This window comes from Pradoshia eiseniae (genome assembly GCF_002946355.1).
Classification (GTDB): domain Bacteria; phylum Bacillota; class Bacilli; order Bacillales; family Pradoshiaceae; genus Pradoshia; species Pradoshia eiseniae.
On record NZ_PKOZ01000001.1, the window covers coordinates 420,814 to 444,503 of the forward strand.

25 protein-coding genes and 1 tRNA gene are annotated in these 23,690 nt (G+C 44.6%); 14 read left to right on the plus strand and 12 right to left on the minus strand.

Features of this window, described 5'->3' with window-relative positions; translation table 11 throughout:
* The first annotated feature begins 31 nt into the window (after positions 1 to 31).
* The gene (locus CYL18_RS02045; RefSeq protein ID WP_104847794.1) at positions 32 to 913 is read left to right on the plus strand and encodes a LysR family transcriptional regulator; all 882 of its coding nucleotides are present in this window, start codon (positions 32 to 34) and stop codon (positions 911 to 913) included.
* A gap of 166 nt (positions 914 to 1,079) precedes the next feature.
* A complete protein-coding gene (locus CYL18_RS02050) occupies positions 1,080 to 1,535 on the plus strand; it encodes a PH domain-containing protein (protein ID WP_104847795.1) in 456 nt (151 codons plus the stop codon).
* A gap of 320 nt (positions 1,536 to 1,855) precedes the next feature.
* On the opposite strand, the gene CYL18_RS02060 is transcribed toward CYL18_RS02050, so the two are convergent.
* Positions 1,856 to 2,239 carry a VOC family protein gene (locus tag CYL18_RS02060; RefSeq protein WP_104847797.1) on the minus strand — a complete coding sequence of 128 codons (384 nt, stop codon included), beginning with the start codon at positions 2,237 to 2,239 and terminating at the stop codon, positions 1,856 to 1,858.
* Positions 2,240 to 2,586: 347 nt separating this feature from the next.
* Here CYL18_RS02060 and CYL18_RS02065 point away from each other — a divergent pair, with 347 nt between their 5' ends.
* From CYL18_RS02065 to CYL18_RS02080, 4 genes are all read left to right on the plus strand, one after another.
* Complete coding sequence (locus CYL18_RS02065; protein WP_104847798.1) at positions 2,587 to 4,239, plus strand: serine hydrolase domain-containing protein; 1,653 nt, start codon at positions 2,587 to 2,589, stop codon at positions 4,237 to 4,239.
* Positions 4,214 to 6,337 carry a glycoside hydrolase family 3 protein gene (locus CYL18_RS02070; RefSeq protein ID WP_104848330.1) on the plus strand — a complete coding sequence of 708 codons (2,124 nt, stop codon included), beginning with the start codon at positions 4,214 to 4,216 and terminating at the stop codon, positions 6,335 to 6,337. Before CYL18_RS02065 ends, CYL18_RS02070 begins: the two co-directional genes overlap by 26 nt.
* A gap of 22 nt (positions 6,338 to 6,359) precedes the next feature.
* On the plus strand, positions 6,360 to 7,616 hold the full coding sequence (locus CYL18_RS02075; RefSeq protein WP_104847799.1) for an exo-beta-N-acetylmuramidase NamZ family protein: 1,257 nt from the start codon (positions 6,360 to 6,362) through the stop codon (positions 7,614 to 7,616).
* A 135-nt stretch (positions 7,617 to 7,751) separates the two neighbouring features.
* Positions 7,752 to 8,849, plus strand: coding sequence for an L-dopachrome tautomerase-related protein (locus tag CYL18_RS02080; RefSeq protein WP_104847800.1), 1,098 nt, complete (start codon positions 7,752 to 7,754; stop codon positions 8,847 to 8,849).
* Between the two features lie 60 nt (positions 8,850 to 8,909).
* On the opposite strand, the gene CYL18_RS02085 is transcribed toward CYL18_RS02080, so the two are convergent.
* Positions 8,910 to 10,004: a copper resistance D family protein gene (locus tag CYL18_RS02085; RefSeq protein ID WP_104847801.1), complete on the minus strand. Its 1,095-nt coding sequence runs from the start codon at positions 10,002 to 10,004 to the stop codon at positions 8,910 to 8,912.
* 2 nt (positions 10,005 to 10,006) lie between these two features.
* The gene (locus CYL18_RS02090; protein ID WP_104847802.1) at positions 10,007 to 10,540 is read right to left on the minus strand and encodes a copper resistance CopC family protein; all 534 of its coding nucleotides are present in this window, start codon (positions 10,538 to 10,540) and stop codon (positions 10,007 to 10,009) included.
* 136 nt (positions 10,541 to 10,676) lie between these two features.
* Between CYL18_RS02090 and CYL18_RS02095 the strand changes: the two genes are divergently transcribed.
* Entirely contained in the window at positions 10,677 to 11,432 is a 756-nt protein-coding gene (locus CYL18_RS02095) for an SDR family oxidoreductase (RefSeq protein WP_104847803.1), read from the plus strand.
* Positions 11,433 to 11,443: 11 nt separating this feature from the next.
* On the opposite strand, the gene CYL18_RS02100 is transcribed toward CYL18_RS02095, so the two are convergent.
* On the minus strand, positions 11,444 to 11,950 hold the full coding sequence (locus tag CYL18_RS02100) for a GNAT family N-acetyltransferase (protein WP_104847804.1): 507 nt from the start codon (positions 11,948 to 11,950) through the stop codon (positions 11,444 to 11,446).
* Between the two features lie 160 nt (positions 11,951 to 12,110).
* Here CYL18_RS02100 and CYL18_RS02105 point away from each other — a divergent pair, with 160 nt between their 5' ends.
* Entirely contained in the window at positions 12,111 to 12,566 is a 456-nt protein-coding gene (locus tag CYL18_RS02105) for an NUDIX domain-containing protein (protein ID WP_104848331.1), read from the plus strand.
* Between the two features lie 14 nt (positions 12,567 to 12,580).
* The gene (locus CYL18_RS02110; protein ID WP_161497059.1) at positions 12,581 to 13,249 is read left to right on the plus strand and encodes an HAD family hydrolase; all 669 of its coding nucleotides are present in this window, start codon (positions 12,581 to 12,583) and stop codon (positions 13,247 to 13,249) included.
* A gap of 296 nt (positions 13,250 to 13,545) precedes the next feature.
* Here CYL18_RS02110 and CYL18_RS02115 read toward each other — a convergent pair whose 3' ends face one another.
* The 4 genes from CYL18_RS02115 to CYL18_RS02130 form a co-directional block, all read right to left on the minus strand.
* Entirely contained in the window at positions 13,546 to 14,328 is a 783-nt protein-coding gene (locus tag CYL18_RS02115) for a DUF1295 domain-containing protein (protein ID WP_104847806.1), read from the minus strand.
* A gap of 90 nt (positions 14,329 to 14,418) precedes the next feature.
* On the minus strand, positions 14,419 to 16,230 hold the full coding sequence (locus CYL18_RS02120) for a DAK2 domain-containing protein (protein WP_104847807.1): 1,812 nt from the start codon (positions 16,228 to 16,230) through the stop codon (positions 14,419 to 14,421).
* 134 nt (positions 16,231 to 16,364) lie between these two features.
* The gene (locus tag CYL18_RS02125; RefSeq protein WP_236636191.1) at positions 16,365 to 17,297 is read right to left on the minus strand and encodes a MerR family transcriptional regulator; all 933 of its coding nucleotides are present in this window, start codon (positions 17,295 to 17,297) and stop codon (positions 16,365 to 16,367) included.
* A 340-nt stretch (positions 17,298 to 17,637) separates the two neighbouring features.
* Complete coding sequence (locus CYL18_RS02130) at positions 17,638 to 18,039, minus strand: GNAT family N-acetyltransferase (RefSeq protein WP_104847809.1); 402 nt, start codon at positions 18,037 to 18,039, stop codon at positions 17,638 to 17,640.
* Between the two features lie 145 nt (positions 18,040 to 18,184).
* On the opposite strand from CYL18_RS02130, the gene CYL18_RS02135 reads away from it, so the two are divergent.
* The 4 genes from CYL18_RS02135 to CYL18_RS02150 all read left to right on the plus strand — a co-directional run bounded on the left by CYL18_RS02135 (position 18,185) and on the right by CYL18_RS02150 (position 20,627).
* Positions 18,185 to 18,538 carry a hypothetical protein gene (locus CYL18_RS02135; protein WP_104847810.1) on the plus strand — a complete coding sequence of 118 codons (354 nt, stop codon included), beginning with the start codon at positions 18,185 to 18,187 and terminating at the stop codon, positions 18,536 to 18,538.
* Positions 18,539 to 18,605: 67 nt separating this feature from the next.
* Positions 18,606 to 19,058, plus strand: coding sequence for a GNAT family N-acetyltransferase (locus tag CYL18_RS02140; RefSeq protein WP_104847811.1), 453 nt, complete (start codon positions 18,606 to 18,608; stop codon positions 19,056 to 19,058).
* A gap of 19 nt (positions 19,059 to 19,077) precedes the next feature.
* The gene (locus CYL18_RS02145; protein ID WP_104847812.1) at positions 19,078 to 19,596 is read left to right on the plus strand and encodes a YfiT family bacillithiol transferase; all 519 of its coding nucleotides are present in this window, start codon (positions 19,078 to 19,080) and stop codon (positions 19,594 to 19,596) included.
* Positions 19,596 to 20,627 (plus strand): aldo/keto reductase, encoded by a 1,032-nt coding sequence (locus tag CYL18_RS02150; RefSeq protein ID WP_161497060.1) that lies wholly within the window; start codon positions 19,596 to 19,598, stop codon positions 20,625 to 20,627. Before CYL18_RS02145 ends, CYL18_RS02150 begins: the two co-directional genes overlap by 1 nt.
* Here the strand turns inward: CYL18_RS02150 and CYL18_RS02155 are convergent.
* From CYL18_RS02155 to CYL18_RS02165, 3 genes are read right to left on the minus strand one after another with little or no spacing between them, the layout of a single operon-like run.
* Complete coding sequence (locus tag CYL18_RS02155) at positions 20,619 to 21,125, minus strand: GNAT family N-acetyltransferase (protein ID WP_104847814.1); 507 nt, start codon at positions 21,123 to 21,125, stop codon at positions 20,619 to 20,621. The genes CYL18_RS02150 and CYL18_RS02155 overlap by 9 nt on opposite strands.
* Positions 21,097 to 21,516 (minus strand): ribosomal maturation YjgA family protein, encoded by a 420-nt coding sequence (locus CYL18_RS02160; protein WP_236636193.1) that lies wholly within the window; start codon positions 21,514 to 21,516, stop codon positions 21,097 to 21,099. The genes CYL18_RS02155 and CYL18_RS02160 overlap by 29 nt, the downstream gene beginning before the upstream one ends.
* A gap of 6 nt (positions 21,517 to 21,522) precedes the next feature.
* Positions 21,523 to 21,987 carry a hypothetical protein gene (locus CYL18_RS02165; protein WP_104847816.1) on the minus strand — a complete coding sequence of 155 codons (465 nt, stop codon included), beginning with the start codon at positions 21,985 to 21,987 and terminating at the stop codon, positions 21,523 to 21,525.
* A gap of 301 nt (positions 21,988 to 22,288) precedes the next feature.
* Here CYL18_RS02165 and CYL18_RS02170 point away from each other — a divergent pair, with 301 nt between their 5' ends.
* Entirely contained in the window at positions 22,289 to 23,233 is a 945-nt protein-coding gene (locus CYL18_RS02170; protein ID WP_104847817.1) for an MBL fold metallo-hydrolase, read from the plus strand.
* A 202-nt stretch (positions 23,234 to 23,435) separates the two neighbouring features.
* On the opposite strand, the gene CYL18_RS02175 is transcribed toward CYL18_RS02170, so the two are convergent.
* Positions 23,436 to 23,508 (minus strand) — tRNA-Lys (locus CYL18_RS02175).
* Between the last annotated feature and the right edge of the window lie 182 nt (positions 23,509 to 23,690).

Consider the following 23,690-nt stretch of genomic DNA (forward strand, 5'->3'; position numbering starts at 1 on the left):
ATTAGTATTTTTTATTAATGGGGGTGGATAAATGGAGCTCACCTGGCTTCAAACTTTCCTGACAGCGGCTGAATGCGGGAATTTCAGAAAGACAGCCGAGCTTTTGTATATATCCCAGCCTTCAGTAACGGTCCATATTCATCATTTGGAACAGGAGCTTGGGGTTAAGCTTTTTGACCGGGAACGCCAACGGGTGAAGCTGACGAGGGAGGGGAGGAGATTCATCATCCATGCAAAGCGAATTCTTGATGACTGTGAGCAAGGGATGAATGATATGCAAGCCTTTCGGCAGCGTTACACATCAAAGCTTGCAATCGCCATCTCTCCCTTGGTTGCCGATACGATTCTTCCCTATGTGCTGAAGAAATACATGATCAAGCACCCGGAGATGGAAGTCTCGGTAAAAGTGACCGATTCTGTGGATATAGAAGGTGAGGTATCTGATGATCAGGTGGATATCGGTTTATCCTGTCTCGTTCCGAATCATTCGGAGGTCCATTACGAAACGCTCTACAACGACCCTGTACTCTTGATTGCCCGGCATGATGGCATGGACGCTGAAAGGGGGCCATTGCCTGATGAGGAGGAAATCCTCACCGAGAACCTTCTTCTCACGGATAATCACCCGGTATACTGGGAGGGATTAAAGAAGCAAATCCGTTTGAGATATCCTAGGGTGAAGATGATGAGAGTATCACAGATTCATATAACGAAGCGATTTATTATCGAAGGGCTCGGTGTCTCCTTTCTGCCAGCCTCAACCGTCAGAAGGGAACTCTTAGAGGGAAGCGTCATGGAGGTCCCATGTCATGCATTAACCAATCTGCCGAGTGCCGGTACATATGCCATTATGAAGGATAGAGATGCGAAGACAATTGAATTTATGCAATTCCTGAAAACGTTTCGAATATAGTAGTGGAAGGAGAGAGTAGATCAGAGAAATGGCGCTATCTTTTAGATTCTTTTACTGGATGCTTGCTGTATTTGCCCTCATGTATATAAGTACTGATAACATTTTAATTGATTTTGACTAGATTAGGTCTGCAAGAAAAACATTATCCATAAAAGGAAGTGACAAGATGTATTTCCCATCAAAGAAAGATTGGTGGATGACGATAATTATCTGGCTATGTGCTGGGTTTTTTATGATCCCGCCTGTTTTCTTACCTGATTTTGGCGTATGGATGACCCCTGATTTCCTGGATAAGCAATGGATAAAAATCATGGTCTTATTTCCAATCGGGTTGGTTTTAATATGGATTTGGTCCAAAACTGGATACAGGATTGAAGGGAATTCACTCATCATACGATCCGGCCCCTTTAAGAAGGAAATTCTAATGGACGAAATCTACCGGATAAGGGAAACAAAAAATCCCTTTACAGCCCCGGCTTTGTCAATGCACAAGATAGAGATTTATTATGGTAAATATGATTTCGTCTCTATTTCTCCGGAAAATAAAACTGCGTTCATAAGTGAATTAAAAGAAAGAAACGCGAATATCCAAACAGATACATCTATACAATCTATTCGATAGCCACCTTTTGAGGTTAATGATGTTAAATCGATTGCACCCAAGAAACCTTTTGCTCAAGACTGTCATTGCAGGATTTTAACTCTAGTGGAGAAAGTGTGATAAACTTGCTTATTGCGTTGATTCTGATGATATTGGGTGGCATCGGCACTTTTGCTCATATCCTATTTGGTTATGGGGAAATGAATGATAGTTTGGTAAACATATTTCGAATGTCTGAAATCCTCTTTTGGGGCTCTATGGTCTATTTATTGATTCAGAGTGAGAAGAGTCAATAATAAAAAAGATGACTGTCGTTCGCAATAAAGCGGGGCAGTCATTCATTATTCAGCGACCAATTCCACCTTCACCCTATCCGGATCCTCGAAAAAAACAGCATAATGCTCAGGCCCGCCTGCATATGGATGCTTGTCCTCATATAGAATCGGGATGCTCCTCGCCTTTAGTTTTCTCGTCATTTCATCTACCTGATCCTTAGATTCAGCATGAAAGGCGAGATGATTGAGACCGGTGCCTCCTCGGTGGTACGGGATATCCATGAATCTGTCCTCGGTTTGCACAAACACGATGTAGGCATTCCCTTCCTTATAGCTGAATCCTTTATCCCATGTTTGAAATGGAGTATATCCCAGCTCATGTAAGAACCATCCCCAAAATTCTGCAGATTTCTTCAAATTACTTACATTGATTTCAATGTGATGCAGCATATGGATCCCCCTTTACAATATCATTATAGCAAATTGTCATTTTATGCAGTATCAAAGCGGACATAGGTTGAGGCATAGAATGGGAAGAGGATGATGCAAGTGACACGTAAGCATTAAGGATGGGGGTATTTTGTAGAAGATTGTCCTTTGTTGATGAAAAACATAAGTTTGACCTAAAGCTTGCGAGACAAACAAGTACTTATGTCAGATGGAAATATTAGTAAAATAAGGGTATTCTGAAAATAGAGGAATCCACCCAGAACTTCCCCGGAGACCCTTCCCCTTGAGTCAAATATTCATCAACTTCATTTCTTTCGTTTTGTCATCTAAATAAGAGGAGGAACGATATGAAAAAAAGAACCCCTATTGTGCTGAGTACGCTTATTGCTGTTTCGGTATTTATCCCGTCCGGAGGTCAAATGATGACAAATGCGAAAGGTCATTCCGAGTCGGCCCATTATTGGGATGAGCCAGGCCGTGTGCTCCCGATTCTTATACCGTCGAATGCCAGAATGGCCGGCATGAAACAGTCTGCCCTTAATGATATTGACGGGGCAATCGGGCAATACATCGAGAGCGGCTTAACCCCAGGCGCCGTCACCTTTGTCGCACGAAGCGGCCATATCGTTCAAAGAGATGCCTATGGCTATGCGGCTGTTTATACGGATGATAAGTTCACCGAGATGGAGCAGCCTGTCAAAATGAAAACGGATACAATATTTGATGTAGCATCTATCAGCAAGCTTTTTACAACGACTGCGGTCATGATGCTTTATGAGCATGGGCATTTTCAGCTGGATGATCCCGTTGCGATGCATCTGCCTGAATTCGCAGCAAAGGGCAAGGAGGATATCACCATCAGGCAGCTTTTGACTCATACGTCTGGATTCGCTGCCGGAAAAGCTTTATATGCGGAAGAGGGAACACGCGAAAGCCGCATCCAATCTGTTCTCAGTCACGGATTGATCAATGAGCCGGGGACAACTTATCTTTACAGTGACTTAAATATGATTACGCTAGGAGCGCTGGTTGAGACATGGAGCGGTCTCAGACAGGATGAGTTTGTCAAGAGAGCCATCACAGACCCGCTTGGCATGAAAGACACGATGTATAATCCGCCCGCCCAATTAAAGAAACGAATTGCTGCCACTGAATACCAGCCAAATATTGGCCGCGGGCTTGTCTGGGGGGAGGTCCATGACGAGAATGCCTGGTCGCTTGAAGGTGTGGCCGGACATGCCGGTGTTTTCTCCACAGCCAAGGATTTGGCCATTCTCGCCCATGCCTATCTAAATGACGGCAAATATGGAAAGGTACGCATCCTGAAGAAGAAGACAATTGACTTAATCATGAAGAACTACAATACAGCTTTCCCAGGGGATGACCATGGACTCGGATTCGAATTGAATCAAGGCTGGTATATGGATTCGCTCGCTGATACTTTCTCTGCCGGTCATACGGGTTACACAGGAACGGCATTAGTGATGAGTCCCGCCAATCAGACCATCGCGATTGTTCTTACCAACCGGGTGCATCCGACCCGCAACACGCCTTCCATTAACCCCGTAAGACGAAGCTTCGCCAGAGTGGTCGGGGACAGCATCCCTGTTCACGTCAAGAAAGGAAGCGAGACATGGTTTGCCGGCTATGGCGACCAATTGAACAACACGCTGACGGCCAAAGTAGACATAAAAGAAGAAGCATCTTTAAGCTTTAGCACGTGGTTCCGGATTGAAGATGGAAGTGATTCGGGGGATGTGGAAATATCTGAGGATGGAAAGACGTTTACGAGCATTAGAAGCTTCACCGGAAAGAGTGATGATTGGGATAAGGAGAAAGCTTTGATTCCTGCCGGCACGAAATTCATTCGTTTTTCTTATAAGACGGACGCAAGCGTGAATGGGCGCGGCTGGTATGTACAGGATGCCAGCTTAAAGACAAAGCACGGCAAGAAGAAGCTGAAATTTGAAGCTGATGGATTTGAACGAAGAAAAGATTAAATGGGGAGGGCTTATATTGAGGAAAAGAAAATGGTTTTTGCTATTACTTGCGATAAGCGTAATCGTGACAGCCGGTTTCAGCAGTCCATCCAAGAAGAAACCGCCAAAACCGCAGGATGATGTGCGTGATGTGGTCATTTATCAAAATCTGCCTGAAGCTGATAAAACGATAAGTGGAAAAACGGTACAGATGGAAGCGATTAAGGTATATAAGGACGGTCATTTTACCAAGACCGATGATGTGAAATGGTCTGCGGCTAATAAAAAGGTAGCAAGGATATCCTCCGATGGAGAATTGACGCTGACGGGGAAATCTGGGATTGCACCAATTCTCTCTATATCAGGCAAGAAAATCGATACTGCCTTTTTAGTAGTCGATAAAAGGGGAAAAGCGTCCTTCCGCACAATGAAGCATAAGCGCTATAAAATCGCTGATTATGCCATCAGCAAGATGTCGGTGGAAGAGAAACTCGGGCAAATGCTTATGCCTGATTATCGGAATTGGAACGGCCAAAATGTAACGGAGATGCTTCCGGAAATCGAACAGCAAATTAAGGATTTCGACTTGGGCGGTGTTATCCTTTTCCGCGAGAATGTGGTCACGACTGAGCAAACCGCCAGACTGGTAGATGCCTATCAGCAGGCGTCAGAAAAGTACGGGATGTTTGTCTCCATCGACCAAGAGGGAGGAATCGTGACAAGGCTTCAATCAGGTACAGACATGCCTGGAAATATGGCGCTTGGCGCGACTCGCTCCGCTGAAATTACGAAAGACGTAGCACGCGCTATCGGAGAGGAACTGGCTTCACTCGGCATCAACACGAACTTCGCTCCAACACTAGATGTCAACAATAATCCAGACAACCCAGTCATTGGCGTCCGCTCCTTCAGCGAAAACCCCGAGCTGACTGCGGAGCTTGGTACAGCCTATATTGAAGGGATGCAAGGAGCTGGCACGATTGCAACAGCGAAGCATTTTCCGGGGCACGGTGATACAGCGGTTGATTCCCATGTAGGACTGCCAGAAGTTCCCTATGAGATGGACCGCTTAAGGGAAGTGGAGCTCTATCCATTCCAGCAGGCGATGAATGCGGGTGTCGATGCCATCATGTCAGCCCATATTACCTTCCCTAAAATCGATGAAACAAAGGTGATTTCGAAGAAGACAGGAGAGGAAATCTCCTTGCCTGCTACACTGTCTCATCGAATACTGACCGGGCTAATCAGGGAGGAAATGAACTATGACGGATTGATTGTCACGGATGCCATGAATATGGGCGCCATCACTGAGCATTACGGAACCGTTGACGCGGCTATCATGTCCGTTAAGGCTGGAACAGATATCGTGCTCATGCCGGTTGGTCTTGAGGCTTCGAGGGCGGGCTTGCTTGAGGCCATCGCTAGTGGAGAAATTAAGGAAAAACGAATTGATGCCTCGGTGAAACGGATTCTTTCCTTGAAAATCAAGCGCGGCATCTTCAAGGAAGAATCACCTGAACCGCTTGAAGAACGAATCGCGAAGGCCGTTCAAACCGTTGGTTCCCCGGAACATAAAGCAATCGAAAAAACAGCAGCTGAAAAATCCATCACGCTTGTCAAAAATGATGATGTCCTTCCATTAAGTGGCCTGGAGGATTCAGCAAAGCTTGTTGTCATCGGAGCGACTTATAACCAAGACTTATTCAATGCCATAAAGAGCAAGCATACGAACACAAGTGTCATCAATCTGCCAGCGGATTATCAGTTGACAGAGCCACAGAAAGAGCAGCTTCGCGAAGCGGACTATATCATCATCGGCAGCCATACATCGAATGTGGCACAAAGATTGCCAAGCCATCCGCAAATGCAGCGAATCAATGACCTGATTGCGAACTATGAGGCACCAGCAATTGCGGTCGCCATCCGAAACCCATATGACATCATGTCCTATCCAGAGGTGGATGCCTATATTGCCCAATATGGGTTCCGTACCGCAAGCTTCAACGCGACCGCTGCAGCCATATTCGGTGAAATCAATCCGAGCGGGAAGCTGCCAGTCACAATCCCAGCTGGACAAGGTGAAATCCTTTACCCATTTGGTCACGGCTTATCCTATTAATCCATTTTGAAGGAGGCTTTATATGCTGAAGAAAAGTGTCGCTCTTCTATTCACATTTGTCCTGATTTTATCGACCATCTCTTTCGTACAAGCAGGCCACAAGGGGAAGCATAAATCAAAGGAACTAAAGCTCGGCGTGGATGTTGTCTTGAGCAGTGAGAAAAAGCTGCTAAAAGGAAAACGAGTCGGCCTCATTACTAATCCGACCGGAGTCGACCAAGACTTAAACAGCATCGTTGACCGTTTTTATAATGACAAGGATATCAACCTCACCGCTTTATATGGCCCGGAGCACGGGGTGAGGGGTGATGCCCAGGCGGGAAGCTATGTAGATTTCTATATTGATGAAGAAACAGGACTTCCTGTTTACAGCCTTTACGGAAAAACAAGGAAACCAACGCCTGAAATGCTTGAGAACGTTGATGTGCTCGTGTTTGACATTCAGGATGTTGGCACACGCTTCTATACGTATATATACACAATGGCCCTGGCAATGGAAGCAGCAAAGGAAAAGGGAATCCCATTCATCGTCCTTGACCGCCCGAATCCAATCGGCGGCTTGAAGGTAGAGGGACCGATTCTTGAAGCGCCAGAGTATGCATCCTTTATCGGCCAATATGAGATCCCGCTCAGGCATGGGATGACTGTCGGTGAACTGGCTAAGCTGTTTAATAAGGAGTTTGAAATCGGAGCAGATCTCACTGTAGTCAAGATGAAGAATTGGAAAAGGTATATGAATTATGAGGATACAGGATTAGAGTGGGTCCTCCCATCTCCGAACATGCCAACACTTGATACAGCATACGCCTACCCTGGAACCGGGCTGATTGAAGGGACGAATTTATCTGAGGGACGCGGTACGACGAAGCCTTTCGAATTACTCGGAGCCCCGTTCATAAACGGTGCTGAGCTTGCAAGAGAGCTAAACAAGCTGAAGCTGAAGGGTGTTGAATTCCGCGCTGCCTCCTTCACGCCGACTTTCTCGAAGCATAGCGGAGTTTTGAGCCATGGAGTTGAGGTGCATATCACAGATTATGATGATTTCGTACCGCTAGAGACCGGACTCCATATCGTGAAGACGGTTCATGACCTGTATCCGGATGATTTTGAATTCCGGGCAGAGGACAGCAAGGGCATTTCCTTTTTCGACTCACTCATAGGAAATGGCTGGGTTCGTGATGATATTGAAGCGGGCAAATCAGTCAAGCAAATCAAACAGAAATGGGATAGGGATTTGAAAGGATTCTTGAAGGTTCGGTCGAAATATTTGCTGTATTAATCAGAAGTGAAGCTTGAAGGGGATAAATTCCTTTTAAGCTTCTTTTTTTATTGGCTGGAAACATTAGAACGTCTGAAAACAGGCACTAGGAAAGACTTTTATCATATATAGGTGACATATGACTTATTGAGGAGGATGTGTTTGCCCGTGTTACCGTTAGAAAAATACTTTGGTCAGTTAGAGCTCGTATATGAATTTTATGGTGCTATGCCTACTGGTTTAACGGTTTCAGAAACAGGCCGTATCTTCGTTTGTTTTCCGAAATGGGGAGACGACGTTCCGTATACGGTCGCAGAGCTTGTGGATGACCGATTACAGGCTTACCCCAATATAGAGGTCAATTTGGATGGACAGGGAGATATGGCCGCTTCCTTCATCAGTGTCCAAAGCGTTGTTGCGGATGGGCTAGGCACCCTGTGGGTTTTAGATACCGCATCTCCCAATTTTTCGCCGCCTAAAATAGGGGGAGCTAAACTTGTCGCAGTAGATTTGGAAATGAATACAATCAGTAAAGTATATACTTTCGCGGAGGATGTGGTACTGCCAACAACCTACTTGAATGATGTCCGCTTTGATTTTCGAGTTGGCAAAGCGGGATTTGCCTATATCACGGATTCAGCGTCTGAAGGCCCAGGGGCCATCATTGTCGTGGATTTGGACAGCGGGGCTGCCTTTAGACGGTTAAATGGAGCTCCATCCACCACACCTGACCCATATTTTTTGCCGAAAGTGGAGGGGAAGGTTTTGATGAACCGGCGGGAAGATGGTTCCACTTCCCCGTTAAGCATGTCGGCGGATGGAATAGCCATTTCTCCTGATGGAAAGAAATTGTTTTATTGTCCATTGACGAGCCGCCATCTCTATTCGATATCTACGAAAGCTCTGCGAGATAGAACGATACCAGATGAAGAGCTAAGCTATCATGTGGAGTATTGGGGAGAAAAAGGCGCGTCTGACGGCATGATTACCGATGCAAAGGGAGCGATTTATGCGGGGGATTATGAGAATAATAGTATTCGAAAGATAGAGCCGGATGGCCGGATCGTAACTATCGCTCATGACCCGAGGATCTTATGGGCGGATACATTATCCATTGGTCCGGATCAATATCTGTATGTCATCGTGAACCAATTGCACCGGCAGGCAAGATTTCATTATGGAAGAGACCTTAGGCAAAAGCCGTATAGCCTGCTTCGTATAAGGGTTGATGAATTACCGGCTCCTGCCTCTTAAAATGAAGGTGAGTTACTACAATAACAGGACAAAAAAAGACGAACGATTTGTTCGTCTTCATTATGACTGCAGGCTCCAAATCAATCCGAAGTATCCGGATAAAACAACCATCATCCCCATTAAAAAGGTGCTGAGGGGAGGGAGCTTTCTTAAATAGGCAATGACCATTAGCACAGCGAACACAATCGCCAGCAGGAAGAGGGCGATGCTTGTAGCGCCAGGTGCCCAATGGATGATGAGATTGGCTTGGAACGTGCCCTGATAGAATAGAAGGAACAGATTAGATACGACATTTTCCGTGATTATGACCTCATGCGGAGGTGCCTGCTGTCCTAAGGCCGCGGTTGCCGTGAAGATTAGCAGAATAATAATACTCTCTGCCTTTGCCCATGGGCGCGGATTCCATTCTGGCGCCAATTTCACTTTCCTTTTCATCAGCATGCTATTGATAAAGGCATAGATGATTAACGGGATAATTAATAAATGCTTCAGCAGCAAGGACTGTCCGTATGGCAGCATCCAGCTGTTTACATAATCCTTGAATTCGATGGCAAAATTCATTAATACAATACCTGATACCGTGGTAACCACGACACATATGACGGCTGCCGGTGTGAACCAGGTGAGGAACTTGTCCCAGTTGGCATGATTTTTCGAAAACCAGCTGACCACAAGCAGGATTCCTGCCCAAATGCTGACAGCAGTAACATGTGCCGTATGACTCAGGAAGCCGACAATCTGGTCATAGGAGCTGGCATGGCTTGACCATCCCATCGCAATGATCAGTACCAGCGTCATCATAATTCCGACCCAGGCATAGGCCGGTTTCTTGTCATAATCAAACCAGACAAGAAATAAAAACAGGAATGTCGCGATGAAGTAAGTCAATAACCATGACTTTCCTGCTTCAAAGGTGAACAGAACGGACTGCACGATTGAGCCCAGGTTAATTCCATCATATAAGTAGGCGATGATTTGCCAGACCGGTATGAATGATAGGAACGCAATGCCGGCGGATGCAGCCAAGAGCCACGCTTTACGGATACGAATTTCAGGGCGATAGGCAGCGGGGATAAGCAGGAGAATGAGGCTCCCCATTAAAATCGCAAAGCAGATGTAGAGCAGGGCTTGACTGATGATAACGAAGAACAGCATGCTTACTTCTTCCTTCTAAACATGAACCAAAGACTGGCGGCTAAGATGATGGCGACGATACCGATGACAACAGGAACAATCACAGAGTCATCATCAGCCTCGACATTTTCATTATCAGTCACTTCTGATTCTGGTGTCGCTTCTTCTGTCCGGTCTGTCTCCTGCTCGGTTTCCTCATTCACTGGCACATTCACTGTGAATTCAATGGAATCCTGGATTGGATGCCCATCGGCGCCAATGATGTCCCATGCGATCTTATACGTGTCATTGGCCAAAGGTTCAGCCATCGCGATGGTGACCGTGTCCTGGTCAAGGTAGACTGTCTCGATTTGTTCTGTATTGCCATCTGATCCCGTAACGGTGAAACTGCTATTCTCTTCAATCTTCGTGGAATAAATCAGGGTAAGCTCTTGGATAGGCTCTGTCACTTCCCCGCCTGCTGCAGGAGCAGATTCCTTCAGGGCTGTATGGGCCCATGCTTCGTTAGCAAACAAAAGGAAGGCTAAGGCAAGGATGCCAGCTATTTTTCTAATCATACGAATCTCCTCTTGACATATTTTTACTTTGTATGTAGATTTTAGACAAATCAAAATAATCGTAGCAGATGCCAAGTGGGAATGTCTAACAGCAAGACTGATAGCTTGCTAATTAAGAAACGGGGAGGTAACAAATTTGACACAAAGTAACCATAAAGTCGCTCTTGTCACAGGTGCGAGTAATCGAAGGGATATCGGGACAGCCATTTGCCGCCAGCTGGCAGGCAAGGGATTTGACCTGTTCTTTACGCATTGGAAGGCAGAACCGGATTGGATAGAGGAATTCCATCATGAATTGAAACGGGCAGGCATAAATAGCGGAAGTGCGGAAATTGATTTATCTGAAGCGGATGCCGCCTTTCAGATTCTAGATGCCGCCCAGTTAACGATAGGCCTACCGTCCATATTGGTCAATAACGCCGCGCATTCCGTCCGGGATGGATATAGGGAATTGGATGCGAGAATTTTAGATGAACATTATCAAGTGAACATGAGGGCAACATTTCTTCTTTCCGTGGAGTTTGCCCGCCGTTTTGAAGCATCAGGAGCAGAATCTGGTAGAATCATTAACCTGACATCAGGTCAAGATTTGGGCCCGATGCCAGGCGAGCTTGCTTACGCAGCCACAAAAGGCGCCATTTCTGCCTTTACGAAATCACTTTCAGCAGAGCTCGCACCTATTGGCATAACTGTGAACGCGGTTAACCCGGGAGCGACGGATTCCACCTGGATGAATGAGGGCATCAGGCAGCATCTATTGCCCAAATTTCCGATGGGGCGGATCGGTCAGCCAAGCGATATAGCCAAGCTGATTGGGTTTTTAGCAAGTGAGGAGGGCGGATGGATTACCGGTCAGGTCATTCACTCGGAAGGCGGATTCTTGAGAGGATAAAAAGGTAACCCTTAAATCTGCCTTATATAATGCAGAGTTACATACCCTTCTTGTTTAGCGCTGAAGTAGCTTTCCTTCTCTGATAGAAAGCGGAAACCGCGTGCCTCATAGAAGGGGATGGCTTTTTGATTGTCCTTGGCGACAGCCACGCGCTGTTCGGTCGCTCCCCATTCCTTCTGCTGGGCTGTGACGGCATCTAGGAGGAGAGTGCCAATTCCTTCGCCGCGCCGGTTTGGATCCAGATAGAGGACATACAGTTCACCGAGTGTGTCACTCTCCATACCGCCTCCTGCAGCACCGATCACCTGTCCATTTTCGACCGCAACGAAGTACCCGCCCCAGTGCCGGGAATGCTCCGTTACCTCTTTTGTGATTCTCTCCTGATTGTAAAACTCTTCAATGACCTTCTCGATATAGTCCTTAGAACGCAGGCCGGGATATGTTGCACGGTAGCCTCGAGAGCACACATCCTGAATGCCTTTTACATGGGTTAAGTCAGCTAGTTTAATTTCAATCATGATTACCTCCCATTTATCAATCTAATATACAGGTATTATACTATATTTTGGTAATATATTTACGTATGGCTTGACAGAGAAAATCTTGATTTTGCATCATGAAGAAGAGGAACAGTTTTTCGGGTGGGGACGGTCAATTTGAAGAGGGGATGAGATACATATGCCAGTGCGAAACTCGGCGAAAGCGGTCATTATAAAGGACGGTAGTGTGTTGCTGACAAAGAATCAGCATGAGCAAGAAATTTTCTACTTATTCCCGGGAGGCGGTCAAGAACACGGTGAGACGTTGGAGGAGGCTGTGAAACGGGAATGCATCGAGGAAATCGGGCAGGAGGTCGTGGTCGGAGAGCTGCTTCATATTCGGGAATATATCGGGAAGAATCATGAGCATGCCTTCTTTGACCACCGGGTACATCAGGTGGAGTTTTTCTTTGCGTGCGACCTTGCTTCTCCATGGAATGACCAAGACCAGCCAGCCCGTCCAGATGATTATCAGGTTGGTGTCGAATGGATTTCATTAAACAAGCTGGAACAGATCCCTTTTTATCCGAAGAAGCTCGGCACCATTCTCTCCAACACAAAGAAAGGTCCATTCTACTTGGGCGACATCAATTAGAGGGGAAGGAAGACATGACGACAAAAGCGATAATTTTTGATTTTGATGGATTGATTTTTGATACGGAAACCTGTGAGCTGAAATCATTTGAGCAGCTTTATGAGAAATACGGAGTGGAATTTCCGAAAGATGAGTGGCTGAGGATTGTCGGCACCATCTCCACATATGACCCATATGAAACATTGACAGGTGCTCATCCCCAATTAATGAAAAATGATCTTATGGCTGAGTATGCCGCCTTATTTGAGAAAATCGTAGAAGGAGAAACAGTGAGGGAGGGTGTGAAAGAATATATTGAGAGAGGGAAGGAACTAGGGCTTAAAATCGCGATTGCCTCCAGCTCATCAAGGAAATGGATTGAGAAATACCTCGCTGTGATCGGATTGGACGTCGCGTTATTTGATGTTATCTGTACATCTGATGACGTGAAAAACGTGAAACCAGACCCTGAGCTGTATGAGAAGGTGCTAAGTCACTTTGACATTGAACCGGGTGAGGCAATTGTCTTTGAGGATTCCGCGAACGGATCGCTTGCAGCAATCCGTGCCAATATCCCGTGCGTCATCGTGCCGAATGAGGTGACAAAAGGGCTAGTCTTTGACGAGAGGGTTGCCTTGCGCTTGAATTCGAAAAAGGATATGGAGCTTGACCGCGTAATTGAGTTCATTAGCTCGCGTCAATAAAATACATAGAGAGTGTCCCCAAAGTGCCAATCGCAGCTTTGGGGCTTTTCTAGTGAGCTTTGCATGGACGAACATTAAAGAAAACTAGAAGAACTTAACTAGAGTTAGCATGACCAAAGGTGATGCTGACCAAGGTGGAACGGCCGTTATGAGGAGCTAATCAAGAATGATTGCTAACACATATAGTTGAATGTTAGGAGAAAAAATCTGGCGGTAACTAAGATACAGCAATGTAGAAATCTGTGCTGTATCTTAGAATTAATCCCAACAGCTGTCTGGTGCTGACTCACACTCGATCATGTATGTTCGCTTTTTTTCGGGAACCAGGGGAAGAACTTTGGCGTCACTTTTTTATATGCTTCGAAATCAGGACGACCTTTATATTTTTTTTCGAGTAAAGGAACACCGGACACGAATAACAGTAATAATGTGATGACGATTGGGCTGATGATCGTGAATAATCCGGAAGGGGAGAGGGCCACTAGAAATATGCCCCACCACATCGTTGCCTCACCGAAGTAATTTGGGTGGCGTGTATACTTCCACAATCCAGATTGGATAATTTTCCCTTTATTTTCAGGCTTGCTTTTGAATTGCTTGAGTTGCCTGTCACCGACGACTTCAAAAAAGTAGCCGATCACCCAAATGCCAATGCCGATGTAATCAAGGAGGAGTAGCTCTGTTTCCCCTTTATCAAAAATGTGGATGATAGGCAGGGAAATCAGATATAGCATTACACCTTGAAGGGCATATACATTCAAGAATGCTTTCAGACGTGCCCACTTGTGACCCCATCTTTTCCGAAGATTGACGTAGCGGTAATCTTCCGGTTTCCCTTTATTACGATTAAATAAATAAATCGTCAATCGTCCTCCCCATAAAACTGTTAAAGTAAGAACGACGAGACCTTCTATGCTTTCAAAACCATCCCGAACCGCTAAAAGGACAGCTAAAAAAACGAAACCAGAACCCCAGCCAATATCGACAATCGAATTATCATGCAGCAATTGGCCAAGGATGAAGAAGAGTAAAAAATAAATGGTGACAATGAACGCAGCATACAGATAAATACTTTCCATGAATGTTCCTCCTTAAATAGACCCCGTCTTAGCTAATTTTTTTATTTGGCATTATTCCTATTCCTTAGAATCATCCTAAACGGAAAATGCCTATTTCTTCAGAAAAGCGACCGCAATTGTATTGTTGCCTGCACTGCTGGCGACAATAGAAGAAACTTCTTCGATATAGGAAGGGGGATGACCGATGATGCTTGTTAGGCTGCTTTTGAAGTCTTTGATTCGGTCCGATCCATCTCCATGAACAATCGCGTACCGTTCGATTCCGTCTTTTTCATGAATTTCCTTCACCATATGCAAGATTTGTTTCGTATTGTTTTTTGTGCTGAAGGCTTTCCCAAGCAGAATGCCGTTCCCGTCTTCATCGATTGAGACAATCGGCTTCAAATTAACAATGCTTCCAATCGCTCCAGCTGTCTTGCTGATGCGGCCGGAAGAAATCATCCCTTTCAGGTTATCAACAGATACTAGAATTGAGCTCTTTTCGATTGTTTCTTTTATAACATCTATGATCTCATCGTGAGACAGTCCATCAGCAATCGCCTCGGCAGCTTTCATGACGATTAATCCCTGAGCAGCGGAATTGCGTTTCGAATCGATGACTGAGATTGTCGTATCCTTTTCTTTGAAGATGTCAGCGGCTTTCTGGAAGGCTGAGTAGGTTCCGCTCATCGCTTTCGATACGGTGATGACGATGATGGATTCATAATAGCTGGATAAAAAGGAATACAACCCTTCAATACTTTTTTTGGTTGGTTGAGAAGAGGAAATGTCATATTCCTGTTCTTTTAACAATTGAAATACATCATCAGCCTGAATCGTGATGCGGTCGAGATAGGTGTTGCCGCCAACCTGTAGGTTCAAAGGGAAATGATGGATTTGAAACTCATCTAAAAACGTTCTCGGGATATCAGCAATTGTGTCGGTTATGAGTGCAATCGGGTACTTTCGTTTATGGGCGACCATATGCTGAATGACCATATCCTCGGCTTTCTGCTCAACAAGGTTGCCATATTTCCGAAGGACACGAAAGCAGGAGGCTGGCATGTCTGTATGGATATGGAGCTTCACTTTCTTATTTGTCCCTGCTGCCACGATTGAATCTCCGAATCGTTCCAGTTCCCCCTTTAGTTTCGGCAAATCAATCATGTCGCCTTCAATCAAAGCTTCTGTACAATAACGATAGGTTAAATGTGAAGATTCATCAGAGTGAGCGTGTTCAAAGACGTCTTCCCATCCTAGATCTTCCTCTGTCAAAAGGGATTCGTTCTGTTCTCCTGTCTGTAAATAACGCATAAATCCAAGGAGAAAGAGGGTGAATCCTCTCGCTCCTGAGTCCACAACACCATTCTCTCTTAGTACAGCCAGCTGGCTTGGAGTCCGGTTCAATGATTTGAGCGCTTCGTGCAGGGCTTCCGTCAACACGGCGATAATATCATCGGATATTGTTTTTTTCTTTTGGATGGTCTGCGACCAGTCTTTCATAACAGTCATCATCGTGCCTTCAACCGGATTCTGAATCGACTCATAAGCCGCCTGTACACCTGCTTGTATACTCTCTGCCATTTCATCGAGTGTCACGGAATCAGTAGCAGGAAGGCTGTTGCTGAACCCGGTAATATATTGAGAGAAGATTGTTCCAGAATTGCCTCTGGCGGATTCCAAGGCGGCATCAGCCATTGAATGAAACGTATCCCGGACAGTGGACAAATACTTGGTTTTTTTTATGATTCCACTCATGGTGATCGCCAGATTTGTACCAGTATCTCCATCCGCAACAGGAAACACATTCATGGCGTTCAGTTCATGTTTATATTTGATTACTTCCATCGCCCCAGCCAAATGGGCGTTGTACAACACTTCATTTTCAATTTGATTTAGTTGCTTTTCTGCTAAAACTCTCATGATTATCCCCCTTGATCTGCCATGTTCGAGCCTAATTTTTCTCTGCCTGATTGATGTTGAAAACGGTAGGGCAATGAGCAGTATCTATATTCAGCTCTAGCTGTATTCGTCAGCGCCCAAATGTTCGCAAAACTTCATGTATTCATCCTAAAAGGGGATGAAAAGGCATCTATGTCATTCAGCCTGTTTTTGATGGAGATTGATTGTAGTTCAATACCTTCATACATATGGATGCCGGGTCCCCCTATATAAAACGCTGTTTCCGGATGTGTCTTGGCAAACTGATCTAATCGAATCAGTTGCTCCGGATCGTTCTCAAATGGCAATGTTGTGGACACTGACAGCAGTACAATCCTAGGCTTTGCTTTTTCAACAAATAATTCAATCGAACCTGGAGCGGGTGAAGACCCAAGCAGAATCGTTTTCCACCCCTTTAGCATCGCATGCAGCAGCAGCAAATGAACTGGCATCTCATGAAGCTCATAGGGAAGGCATGCGCCCAGGACGAGTGGAGCGTCCTCCTTATATTTGAAATTTCGACGAATCTGAATCAGGTAATCTCGAACGGCAAAACTGACAAGTGATTCCTGATAGGCATCCCACTGTCCGCTTTCCCAGCGATTACCGACTTCTCTCATAAAAGGTATAATGACATCATCCAAAAAGTGTTCCAACCCATAATGATGATGTGCCTGCTGCAGAAGGTAATTGACTTCTTGCTCATCACAATTCGCACCTTTTTCGAGCAATCGCAGTACGAAATCATTCATCTCTACGAATTCAGTGGTATCCAAATTCCTCGTCATACGTTCTAATGAATGGGATTGTTGTTCGGCTTTCACAGCTTCGGAAGCCTGTTTGACAGATTGCCCTTGGTCAACAAGCGCTTTTACATGCAATAGAACATTCACATCCATCTCGCTGTATACCCGATAGCCATTGTCCAACCTTTGTGGATGGATCAGCTCATATCTTGTTTCCCATTTGCGGATCAACTGTTTGGAAAGCCCTGTAATATCAGCTACCTGCTGAATGTAGTAATGGCCATGCAAAGACGGTAATTCCACGAGTTCCATCTCCTTTCGTACATATATTTTGAATGAATCGACATTTGTTACATATCCTAATTGATTTCAGAATGCTTGTAAAATAATTTGCTTAAAAGATTATACAAAGATGATACAAGTTGGATGACAAAAAATGCTCAATCGAAGGAATGAGCATTGATGGAGGTGTGGTGAGTGATTTTTAGTGTAATGAAGGATGGCACCATCTTCAAATCAAGAGGAGATCACCACATAGGGAGGCATGATGAGAGCTTTTTTTCTCAAAACTATGAAATATAAATCAAAGAAAAAGAGGCTGACTCCAAAGGTCGTTGATTCAACGATTCTTTGGGTCAGCCTCTTAGCGTTTTCTTGGAATCATATAGCCGTTTTCAATTTGATTAAAGCCGATTTTCGGATAATAATCCATAGCGGTTGGGGAGGCAAGCAGGATAAGGGCAGCTTCTTCGCCAATTTCCATTTCTACCTCATTGACAAGCTGTTTGCCGATGCCTTTATGCTGATACCCTTGATCCACTGCCAGATCAGATAAATAGCAGCAATAGCTGTAATCGGTCAGCGCCCTTGCTACTCCAATTAACTTTTCCCCGTCCCAGGCCGTAACCAGAATATCCGCATGCTTAAGCATCTTTTCAAGTCTTGGCTTATCCTCAACAGGTCTGCGGATATCGGAAGCCCTGAATACCTCTGCCAGCTGATTTGCGGTGATTTTTTTATTCTTTCGATAGTGAATTTCCCCCATAAGGCACCCCCATAACTTATTAAGATAATCATTCGACAAAACATGTAATATTCCCTTTTTAGATTTAGGCAGAAGGACTTTTCCTCATTTAAGTGGAATGGTTATATAGCTAAGTGCTTTAAGTCATAAGTCTTGGAGGAGTCAGATGTCCTGCTATTTTCAGTATATGAAATCAATTATCATGCCATTTTTGGTCACCATCATGCTATTGACCATCACGGTTGGTTTCTGGGGCGGAATTCCCTTATTTGTTATGCCGGTGATTTTATATGAAACAGGGTTACCGAGATTTGTCCAATGGATATTGGTTTGCTTAAGCGCCGGCATTTGTTTTTCAATAGTATGTGTTCCGCTTGTTCTATCATTAGTTGAAGTATATTCCCGAAGCAAAGGGAAAGGGATGCTGAATACATTCTTAATCGGTCAAGGTATCATGATTGTATTTGCAGCAATCCTTTTTGCTGTTTTTTATTCTGTTGTTCCTCTTATGGTGATTTAGTATGGACAGTTTGGAGTTTGTCGGCGATCCATTCATAAGGGCAGCAGCTTATAGGAGGCAATGAGAAATGGAGAATCATATAAAAATACGGCCGGCAAGCAAGAAAGATATCCCGCAATTAGCCGGTTTGATGGAGCAATTAGGATATCCGACGACCACAGAAGAGATGGAGAGCAGATATACTAATATAGAGGAAGACAGTCATTATCATACTCTTGTAGCTGAATTAGATGGAAAAGTGCAGGGAATGGCTGGATTATGTAAGGGCCTGTTCTATGAATATAATGGATTTTATGTGCGAATTGTCGCATTTGTGGTGGATTCACACTACCGAAGAAGAGGAATTGGCGAAAAGCTGCTGCTAGAAACCGAAAGATGGGCTATAGAACAGGGGGCTATCGCCATTGGCCTTAACAGCGGCAACCGCTCAGTACGATTAGCGGCCCATAGATTCTATGCCCAAATGGGCTATGAACAAAAGAGTACTGGTTTTTCAAAAGCCTTGTTTCATAATAACTAGTTTTCTAGGGGGATGAAAGATGGACTTGCGATATCCAATCGGCACGTTTCAATATGAAGGGGAATTAAGCAGGGAGGTGATTAGTAAGTGGATTCGGGAGATTGAAGAGTTACCTGGCTTATTGCAGGAGGCTGTCAAAGATTTAGATGAGAATCAGCTTGATACAGCTTATCGGCCGAATGGATGGACAGTTCGTCAGGTCATTCATCACCTGGCCGATAGCCATATGAATGCTTACATACGCTTGAAGCTAGCGTTAACGGAGGACAGCCCTCTCGTAAAAACGTACGATGAAACGGCATGGGCTGAATTGACTGATTATTCATTCCCTGTTGAAGGCTCTCTGCTGGTTTTAGAAGGGTTACATAATCACTGGGCTGACCTATTGCGAAATTTAAATCTAAACGATTTACAGAGAACATTCACTCATCCGGAATTAGGGGAAGTATTGCTTTATAAAAACATCGGAATGTATGCATGGCATGGGAAGCATCATCTTGCACATATAACCTCTTTGCTGAAGAGGAGGGGCTGGTGATGGCTCAGATGATTCCAGGTCATGCACAGGAAGAGGATTCGAAAGCATTTCTTCAGAGAAGAGGCATTTTGTTTAGAAAAACGGCATCCTTTTTTGTTTCTCCGCTTGCGCTTGGTACCCATCTTGGGGAAATGAATGGGGAGGATTCGCTTCGGTACCAAGAGGCAATTATGCATGCTTTTAACAAGGGCATAAATATGATCGACACTGCCCTGAATTATCGCGGGATGCGCTCGGAGCGGGATATTGGGATCTGTTTGATGAAGGCTATTGTGGATGTTGCCGTATTAAGAAGGGAAGAGCTTGTGATTTCCACGAAAGCAGGCATTTTACCAGGGGATATTGATGCCGGCCTTGTGCCGAAGGATTATCTTCAGAACATTTTGCTGAAAAGAGAGATTATCCATCCTGAGGATATCCATTCTTTTCGGCATCATAGGCATGTGTTAAGCCCCTCCTATTTTGATTTCGCGATTGGGGAAAGCCGAAAGCATTTGAATTTGGAGACCATCGATATTTACTATGTTCATAACCCGGAGTATTCACTCATCCCGCTTGGTGAACGAGAATTCTACCGGCAGCTTGTGAGATTGTTTGGGAGGCTTGAAGAACAAGTGAGACAGGGGCATATCAGGTTTTATGGAATTGCTACATGGGACGGGCTGATTAGCTCGCCAGCTGCAGAAGGCTACTTGTCTCTTGAAAAGCTGGTGGCCTGTGCGAGGGAAGCCGGAGGGGATGGTCACCATTGCGCCTTTATCCAATTGCCTTATAGTCCAGGTAGATTGGCAGCTGCTCAGATGAAAAATCAGCAGGTAAAAGGCAAATGGCTCACAGCCTTGGAGGCTGCAACGGAACTTGGCCTCTATATAACCGTGAGTGCGCCGCTACAGGCTGGAAGGGCGCTAGTAAGGGATGATGCAAAGACTATCCTTTCCGGCATCATTCATACAGACGGCATTCTTGCTGCCATGGTCGGGATGAAACAGCGTGAGCATGTCACGGAAAACACAAGTGTCATTTTAAGTTAGTAATTTCTCATAAGCCAATCGCTTTGTCCCATCCTCCACATAAATCACACCGCAGTAGGTATACCCGTTTTTCCTGAGAATGTGCTGCATGCCGAGATTTTGTTCATGGGTATCAATCTTGATGCTAGGAATGCCACGTTCTTTGCACAGTTCTTCTGTAAGCTTCATGATATCATTTGAAATGCCTTTTCCTTTGTTGTCTTTTCCAACAGCGAGGCGGTGGATGACAGCATAGTCCTCATTAGTGAGCCAGGCTCCGTCATAAATAGGCTCGTATGTTGGCTCTCCATCAAACGAGATTGCAACCGTTGCAATGATGTTCCCTTCATCTAAGAGGACATAGCCGTGACCGTTGTGCATATCGGTGAGAATGGTTTCCTCGGATGGATATTGATTTTGCCATTGGTCAATGCCAAGTTCCTTCAAATAGCCCTGTGCATCCTTGATAATCTCCATGATTTGTTTAAGGTCAGCGGGGACTGCTTTTCTGAATTCCATCGTTCTCCTCATTTCTTTTGAAAATTATCGTCCAGTCAACCAGACCTGCCAGAAGAATCCCGCCTGTATACCGAATAAGATCGATTGCCAAAAACCCTCTTCCTAGAACAAGCGCACCGAGAGCCGTGTTTCTGATGGAGTTGATCCAGTCTGCTTGATAAATTTGGCTCCATTCAATGGAAAAGCAAAAGCAGGCACTTAAAAAAAGTGATAATCCGAGCGGCTTATTCGGAAGCAGGAATCTGAAACCGAAGTAAATCATCATCGCCCATAGTGCATCACCAGCATGGTCTGCAAGGAAGGCAGGGAATGTGTCACCAGCCTTTCTCGATAGCAAGCCTAAAATCATTGAACTAATAATCCCCAATAGATAGAAAAGCCTTTTATTCACTGTACATCACTCTTTAGTCATTTTTTGAAGCTCATTAAACCAGATAGGTCCATTCTCGAATCGCAAATAACGATTCTCGTAGGATAACAGCTCCAGAGCCAACTGGATATCCTCTCGTCTCTTTTCGGAAAAGGCCTTCTCCACGGCTTTTGTTATTTCCTTCTCATAAAGGCGCTCCTCCCAGGCATAGAAAATGAAACATGCAGGCAAGAAAATGAATAGTAAATAGTAGGGGGAATGATTTAGCTCATAGCCTAGGAGCACGATAAAGACGGATAAGACACTTATGAAAAACTTGTGGGTTTTGGTTAATTTATCGAACGGATTCTTTCTCGTAAAGAAAAGGACCGTTATTAACAATACGGCCACCATTAAAAAATAAAACCATTCTGCTGGCTTTCCGCTTACGAACAACCAGATGCCAAGCACGAGTATAAGAATCATGAGAACATAACCAAGCTTTTGTTTCAATAGAAAATCCTCCTTCAAAACCTTGAAAAACCAATTAGGATAAGCAGCCGCCTGCCGGCACGGCCAGACTGGATACCTATCAGGGGGAAAAGCATCGACGTAATTAGGCTGAGTGGCGGCATAATAAGTCCGTACATAAAATTCAAGATGATCGCTGGGCGGATTCCGTATAGGATTGGTACTAAAATCAGGGCACTGATAAAGCAGAGAATAATTTTATTTTACCATTCTGCACTAGATTTTGAATATACAGTTATGGATAATTATACCTGTAAAGAGACTGATAATAGGTGGGTGAGGGATGGGAAGCTTATTAAGGGAGACAGATTATTTCAACCTATATGCTATAGGTGATGGAATCTATGCCGCAATGGCCAAACCTGGACAAGGTGCATGGAGCAATGCTGGCATCGTCAATTTAGGTGATTCAGTGCTTGTATTTGATTCATTCGGAACCCCTACTGCTGGGAAAGAGCTGAGGAGACAGGCGGAAGACATAACCGGTAAAAACGTCCAATACCTCGTGAATAGCCATTACCATGGTGACCATGTATTTGGCAATCAGGCATTCAAGGATGCAGCCATCATAGCGACGTCAGAGACGCTCAGATTATGTGCTGAAAAGCATAAAATGGATGACTTCAATAGCGAAGTGAAAGAGATGCGGCAATATCTTTCTGACATAAAGGGGAAAATAGCTTCAGCCAAGGATGATATCATCAAACAGAGTCTGATGAATCAATATGAGGAGATGGCCAAAGTATTGGATGATCTGCCTGAACTGGAAATTGTTCTCCCGTCCTTGATTTTTGAGGAAAAACTTATCATCAGAGGGAGCCAGCGGCAGGTGGAGCTGCTCTGTTTTGGAGGAGGTCATACCCCTAGTGATACATTCATGTATATACCAGATGAAAAAATAGCTTTCATGGGCGATTTGCTGACAGAGAAGCTGCACTTGCCAATCGTTGACCCGGAACAGTTCCAAGTCATTCTTCAAAGAGTCAACCAAATGATGATTGAGACCTTTGTGCCTGGGCACGGGCGGGTGAGTGATCTTTCTTTGGTTAAAACCTTGCAGGGGTATTTAGTCTTCCTGACAGAGAAAGCAAAAGAGGCGCATGAAAGGGAGGAAGAAGCAGAGGATTTCTTCGTTCGATTAGAGAATCCTAAGGACTATGCTGACTGGAAAGGCGTAAACGGAATTAGAGCCAACCTGATTAAGGCCTATCAATTTTACGGAAAGTAATAAATGAGATTGAATTGGCTCGAAAAAGGAAGAATTATGCCGATATATGATAGTCATAGGCTTGAAGATATTTCCAGGGAAATGAAGGGTAAACTGTTTATATCCGCTAACTATTTCGCTATATAAATTAAGAGACAATTCCTTATTAGTTGCCATAAAAAAATCGCCGGCTTCTTTTGAAGAGCTGGCGATTTCATATGTATGGGGTATGTAGGACTCGAACCTACGACCTGATGATTAAGAGTCAACTGCTCTACCAGCTAAGCTAATACCCCGTAAGATGATGTTTTTATTATATACATTGTGTATCAATATTTGCAAAATTAATGCTTATGCTAATTCTTTGTACGACGAGAAGTGATTTTTAGGTTGAAATATACTTCCATTGAATAAAAACGTAAGGGATTGTTTGTGGGATCTAGAGATAAAATATATAATTAATATATGAACACATACT

Coding starts and splice junctions, on each gene's coding strand:
- CYL18_RS02080 (WP_104847800.1), top strand. CDS start 7,752: ATGTGTTTGCCCGTGTTACCGTTAGAAAAATACTTTGGTCAGTTAGAG.
- CYL18_RS02085 (WP_104847801.1), bottom strand. CDS start 10,004: ATGCTGTTCTTCGTTATCATCAGTCAAGCCCTGCTCTACATCTGCTTT.
- CYL18_RS02135 (WP_104847810.1), top strand. CDS start 18,185: ATGTCCTGCTATTTTCAGTATATGAAATCAATTATCATGCCATTTTTG.
- CYL18_RS02130 (WP_104847809.1), bottom strand. CDS start 18,039: ATGGGGGAAATTCACTATCGAAAGAATAAAAAAATCACCGCAAATCAG.
- CYL18_RS02140 (WP_104847811.1), top strand. CDS start 18,606: ATGGAGAATCATATAAAAATACGGCCGGCAAGCAAGAAAGATATCCCG.
- CYL18_RS02045 (WP_104847794.1), top strand. CDS start 32: ATGGAGCTCACCTGGCTTCAAACTTTCCTGACAGCGGCTGAATGCGGG.
- CYL18_RS02050 (WP_104847795.1), top strand. CDS start 1,080: ATGTATTTCCCATCAAAGAAAGATTGGTGGATGACGATAATTATCTGG.
- CYL18_RS02100 (WP_104847804.1), bottom strand. CDS start 11,950: ATGATTGAAATTAAACTAGCTGACTTAACCCATGTAAAAGGCATTCAG.
- CYL18_RS02115 (WP_104847806.1), bottom strand. CDS start 14,328: ATGGAAAGTATTTATCTGTATGCTGCGTTCATTGTCACCATTTATTTT.
- CYL18_RS02105 (WP_104848331.1), top strand. CDS start 12,111: ATGCCAGTGCGAAACTCGGCGAAAGCGGTCATTATAAAGGACGGTAGT.
- CYL18_RS02060 (WP_104847797.1), bottom strand. CDS start 2,239: ATGCTGCATCACATTGAAATCAATGTAAGTAATTTGAAGAAATCTGCA.
- CYL18_RS02065 (WP_104847798.1), top strand. CDS start 2,587: ATGAAAAAAAGAACCCCTATTGTGCTGAGTACGCTTATTGCTGTTTCG.
- CYL18_RS02075 (WP_104847799.1), top strand. CDS start 6,360: ATGCTGAAGAAAAGTGTCGCTCTTCTATTCACATTTGTCCTGATTTTA.
- CYL18_RS02145 (WP_104847812.1), top strand. CDS start 19,078: ATGGACTTGCGATATCCAATCGGCACGTTTCAATATGAAGGGGAATTA.
- CYL18_RS02150 (WP_161497060.1), top strand. CDS start 19,596: ATGGCTCAGATGATTCCAGGTCATGCACAGGAAGAGGATTCGAAAGCA.
- CYL18_RS02090 (WP_104847802.1), bottom strand. CDS start 10,540: ATGATTAGAAAAATAGCTGGCATCCTTGCCTTAGCCTTCCTTTTGTTT.
- CYL18_RS02070 (WP_104848330.1), top strand. CDS start 4,214: ATGGATTTGAACGAAGAAAAGATTAAATGGGGAGGGCTTATATTGAGG.
- CYL18_RS02155 (WP_104847814.1), bottom strand. CDS start 21,125: ATGGAATTCAGAAAAGCAGTCCCCGCTGACCTTAAACAAATCATGGAG.
- CYL18_RS02120 (WP_104847807.1), bottom strand. CDS start 16,230: ATGAGAGTTTTAGCAGAAAAGCAACTAAATCAAATTGAAAATGAAGTG.
- CYL18_RS02170 (WP_104847817.1), top strand. CDS start 22,289: ATGGGAAGCTTATTAAGGGAGACAGATTATTTCAACCTATATGCTATA.
- CYL18_RS02110 (WP_161497059.1), top strand. CDS start 12,581: ATGACGACAAAAGCGATAATTTTTGATTTTGATGGATTGATTTTTGAT.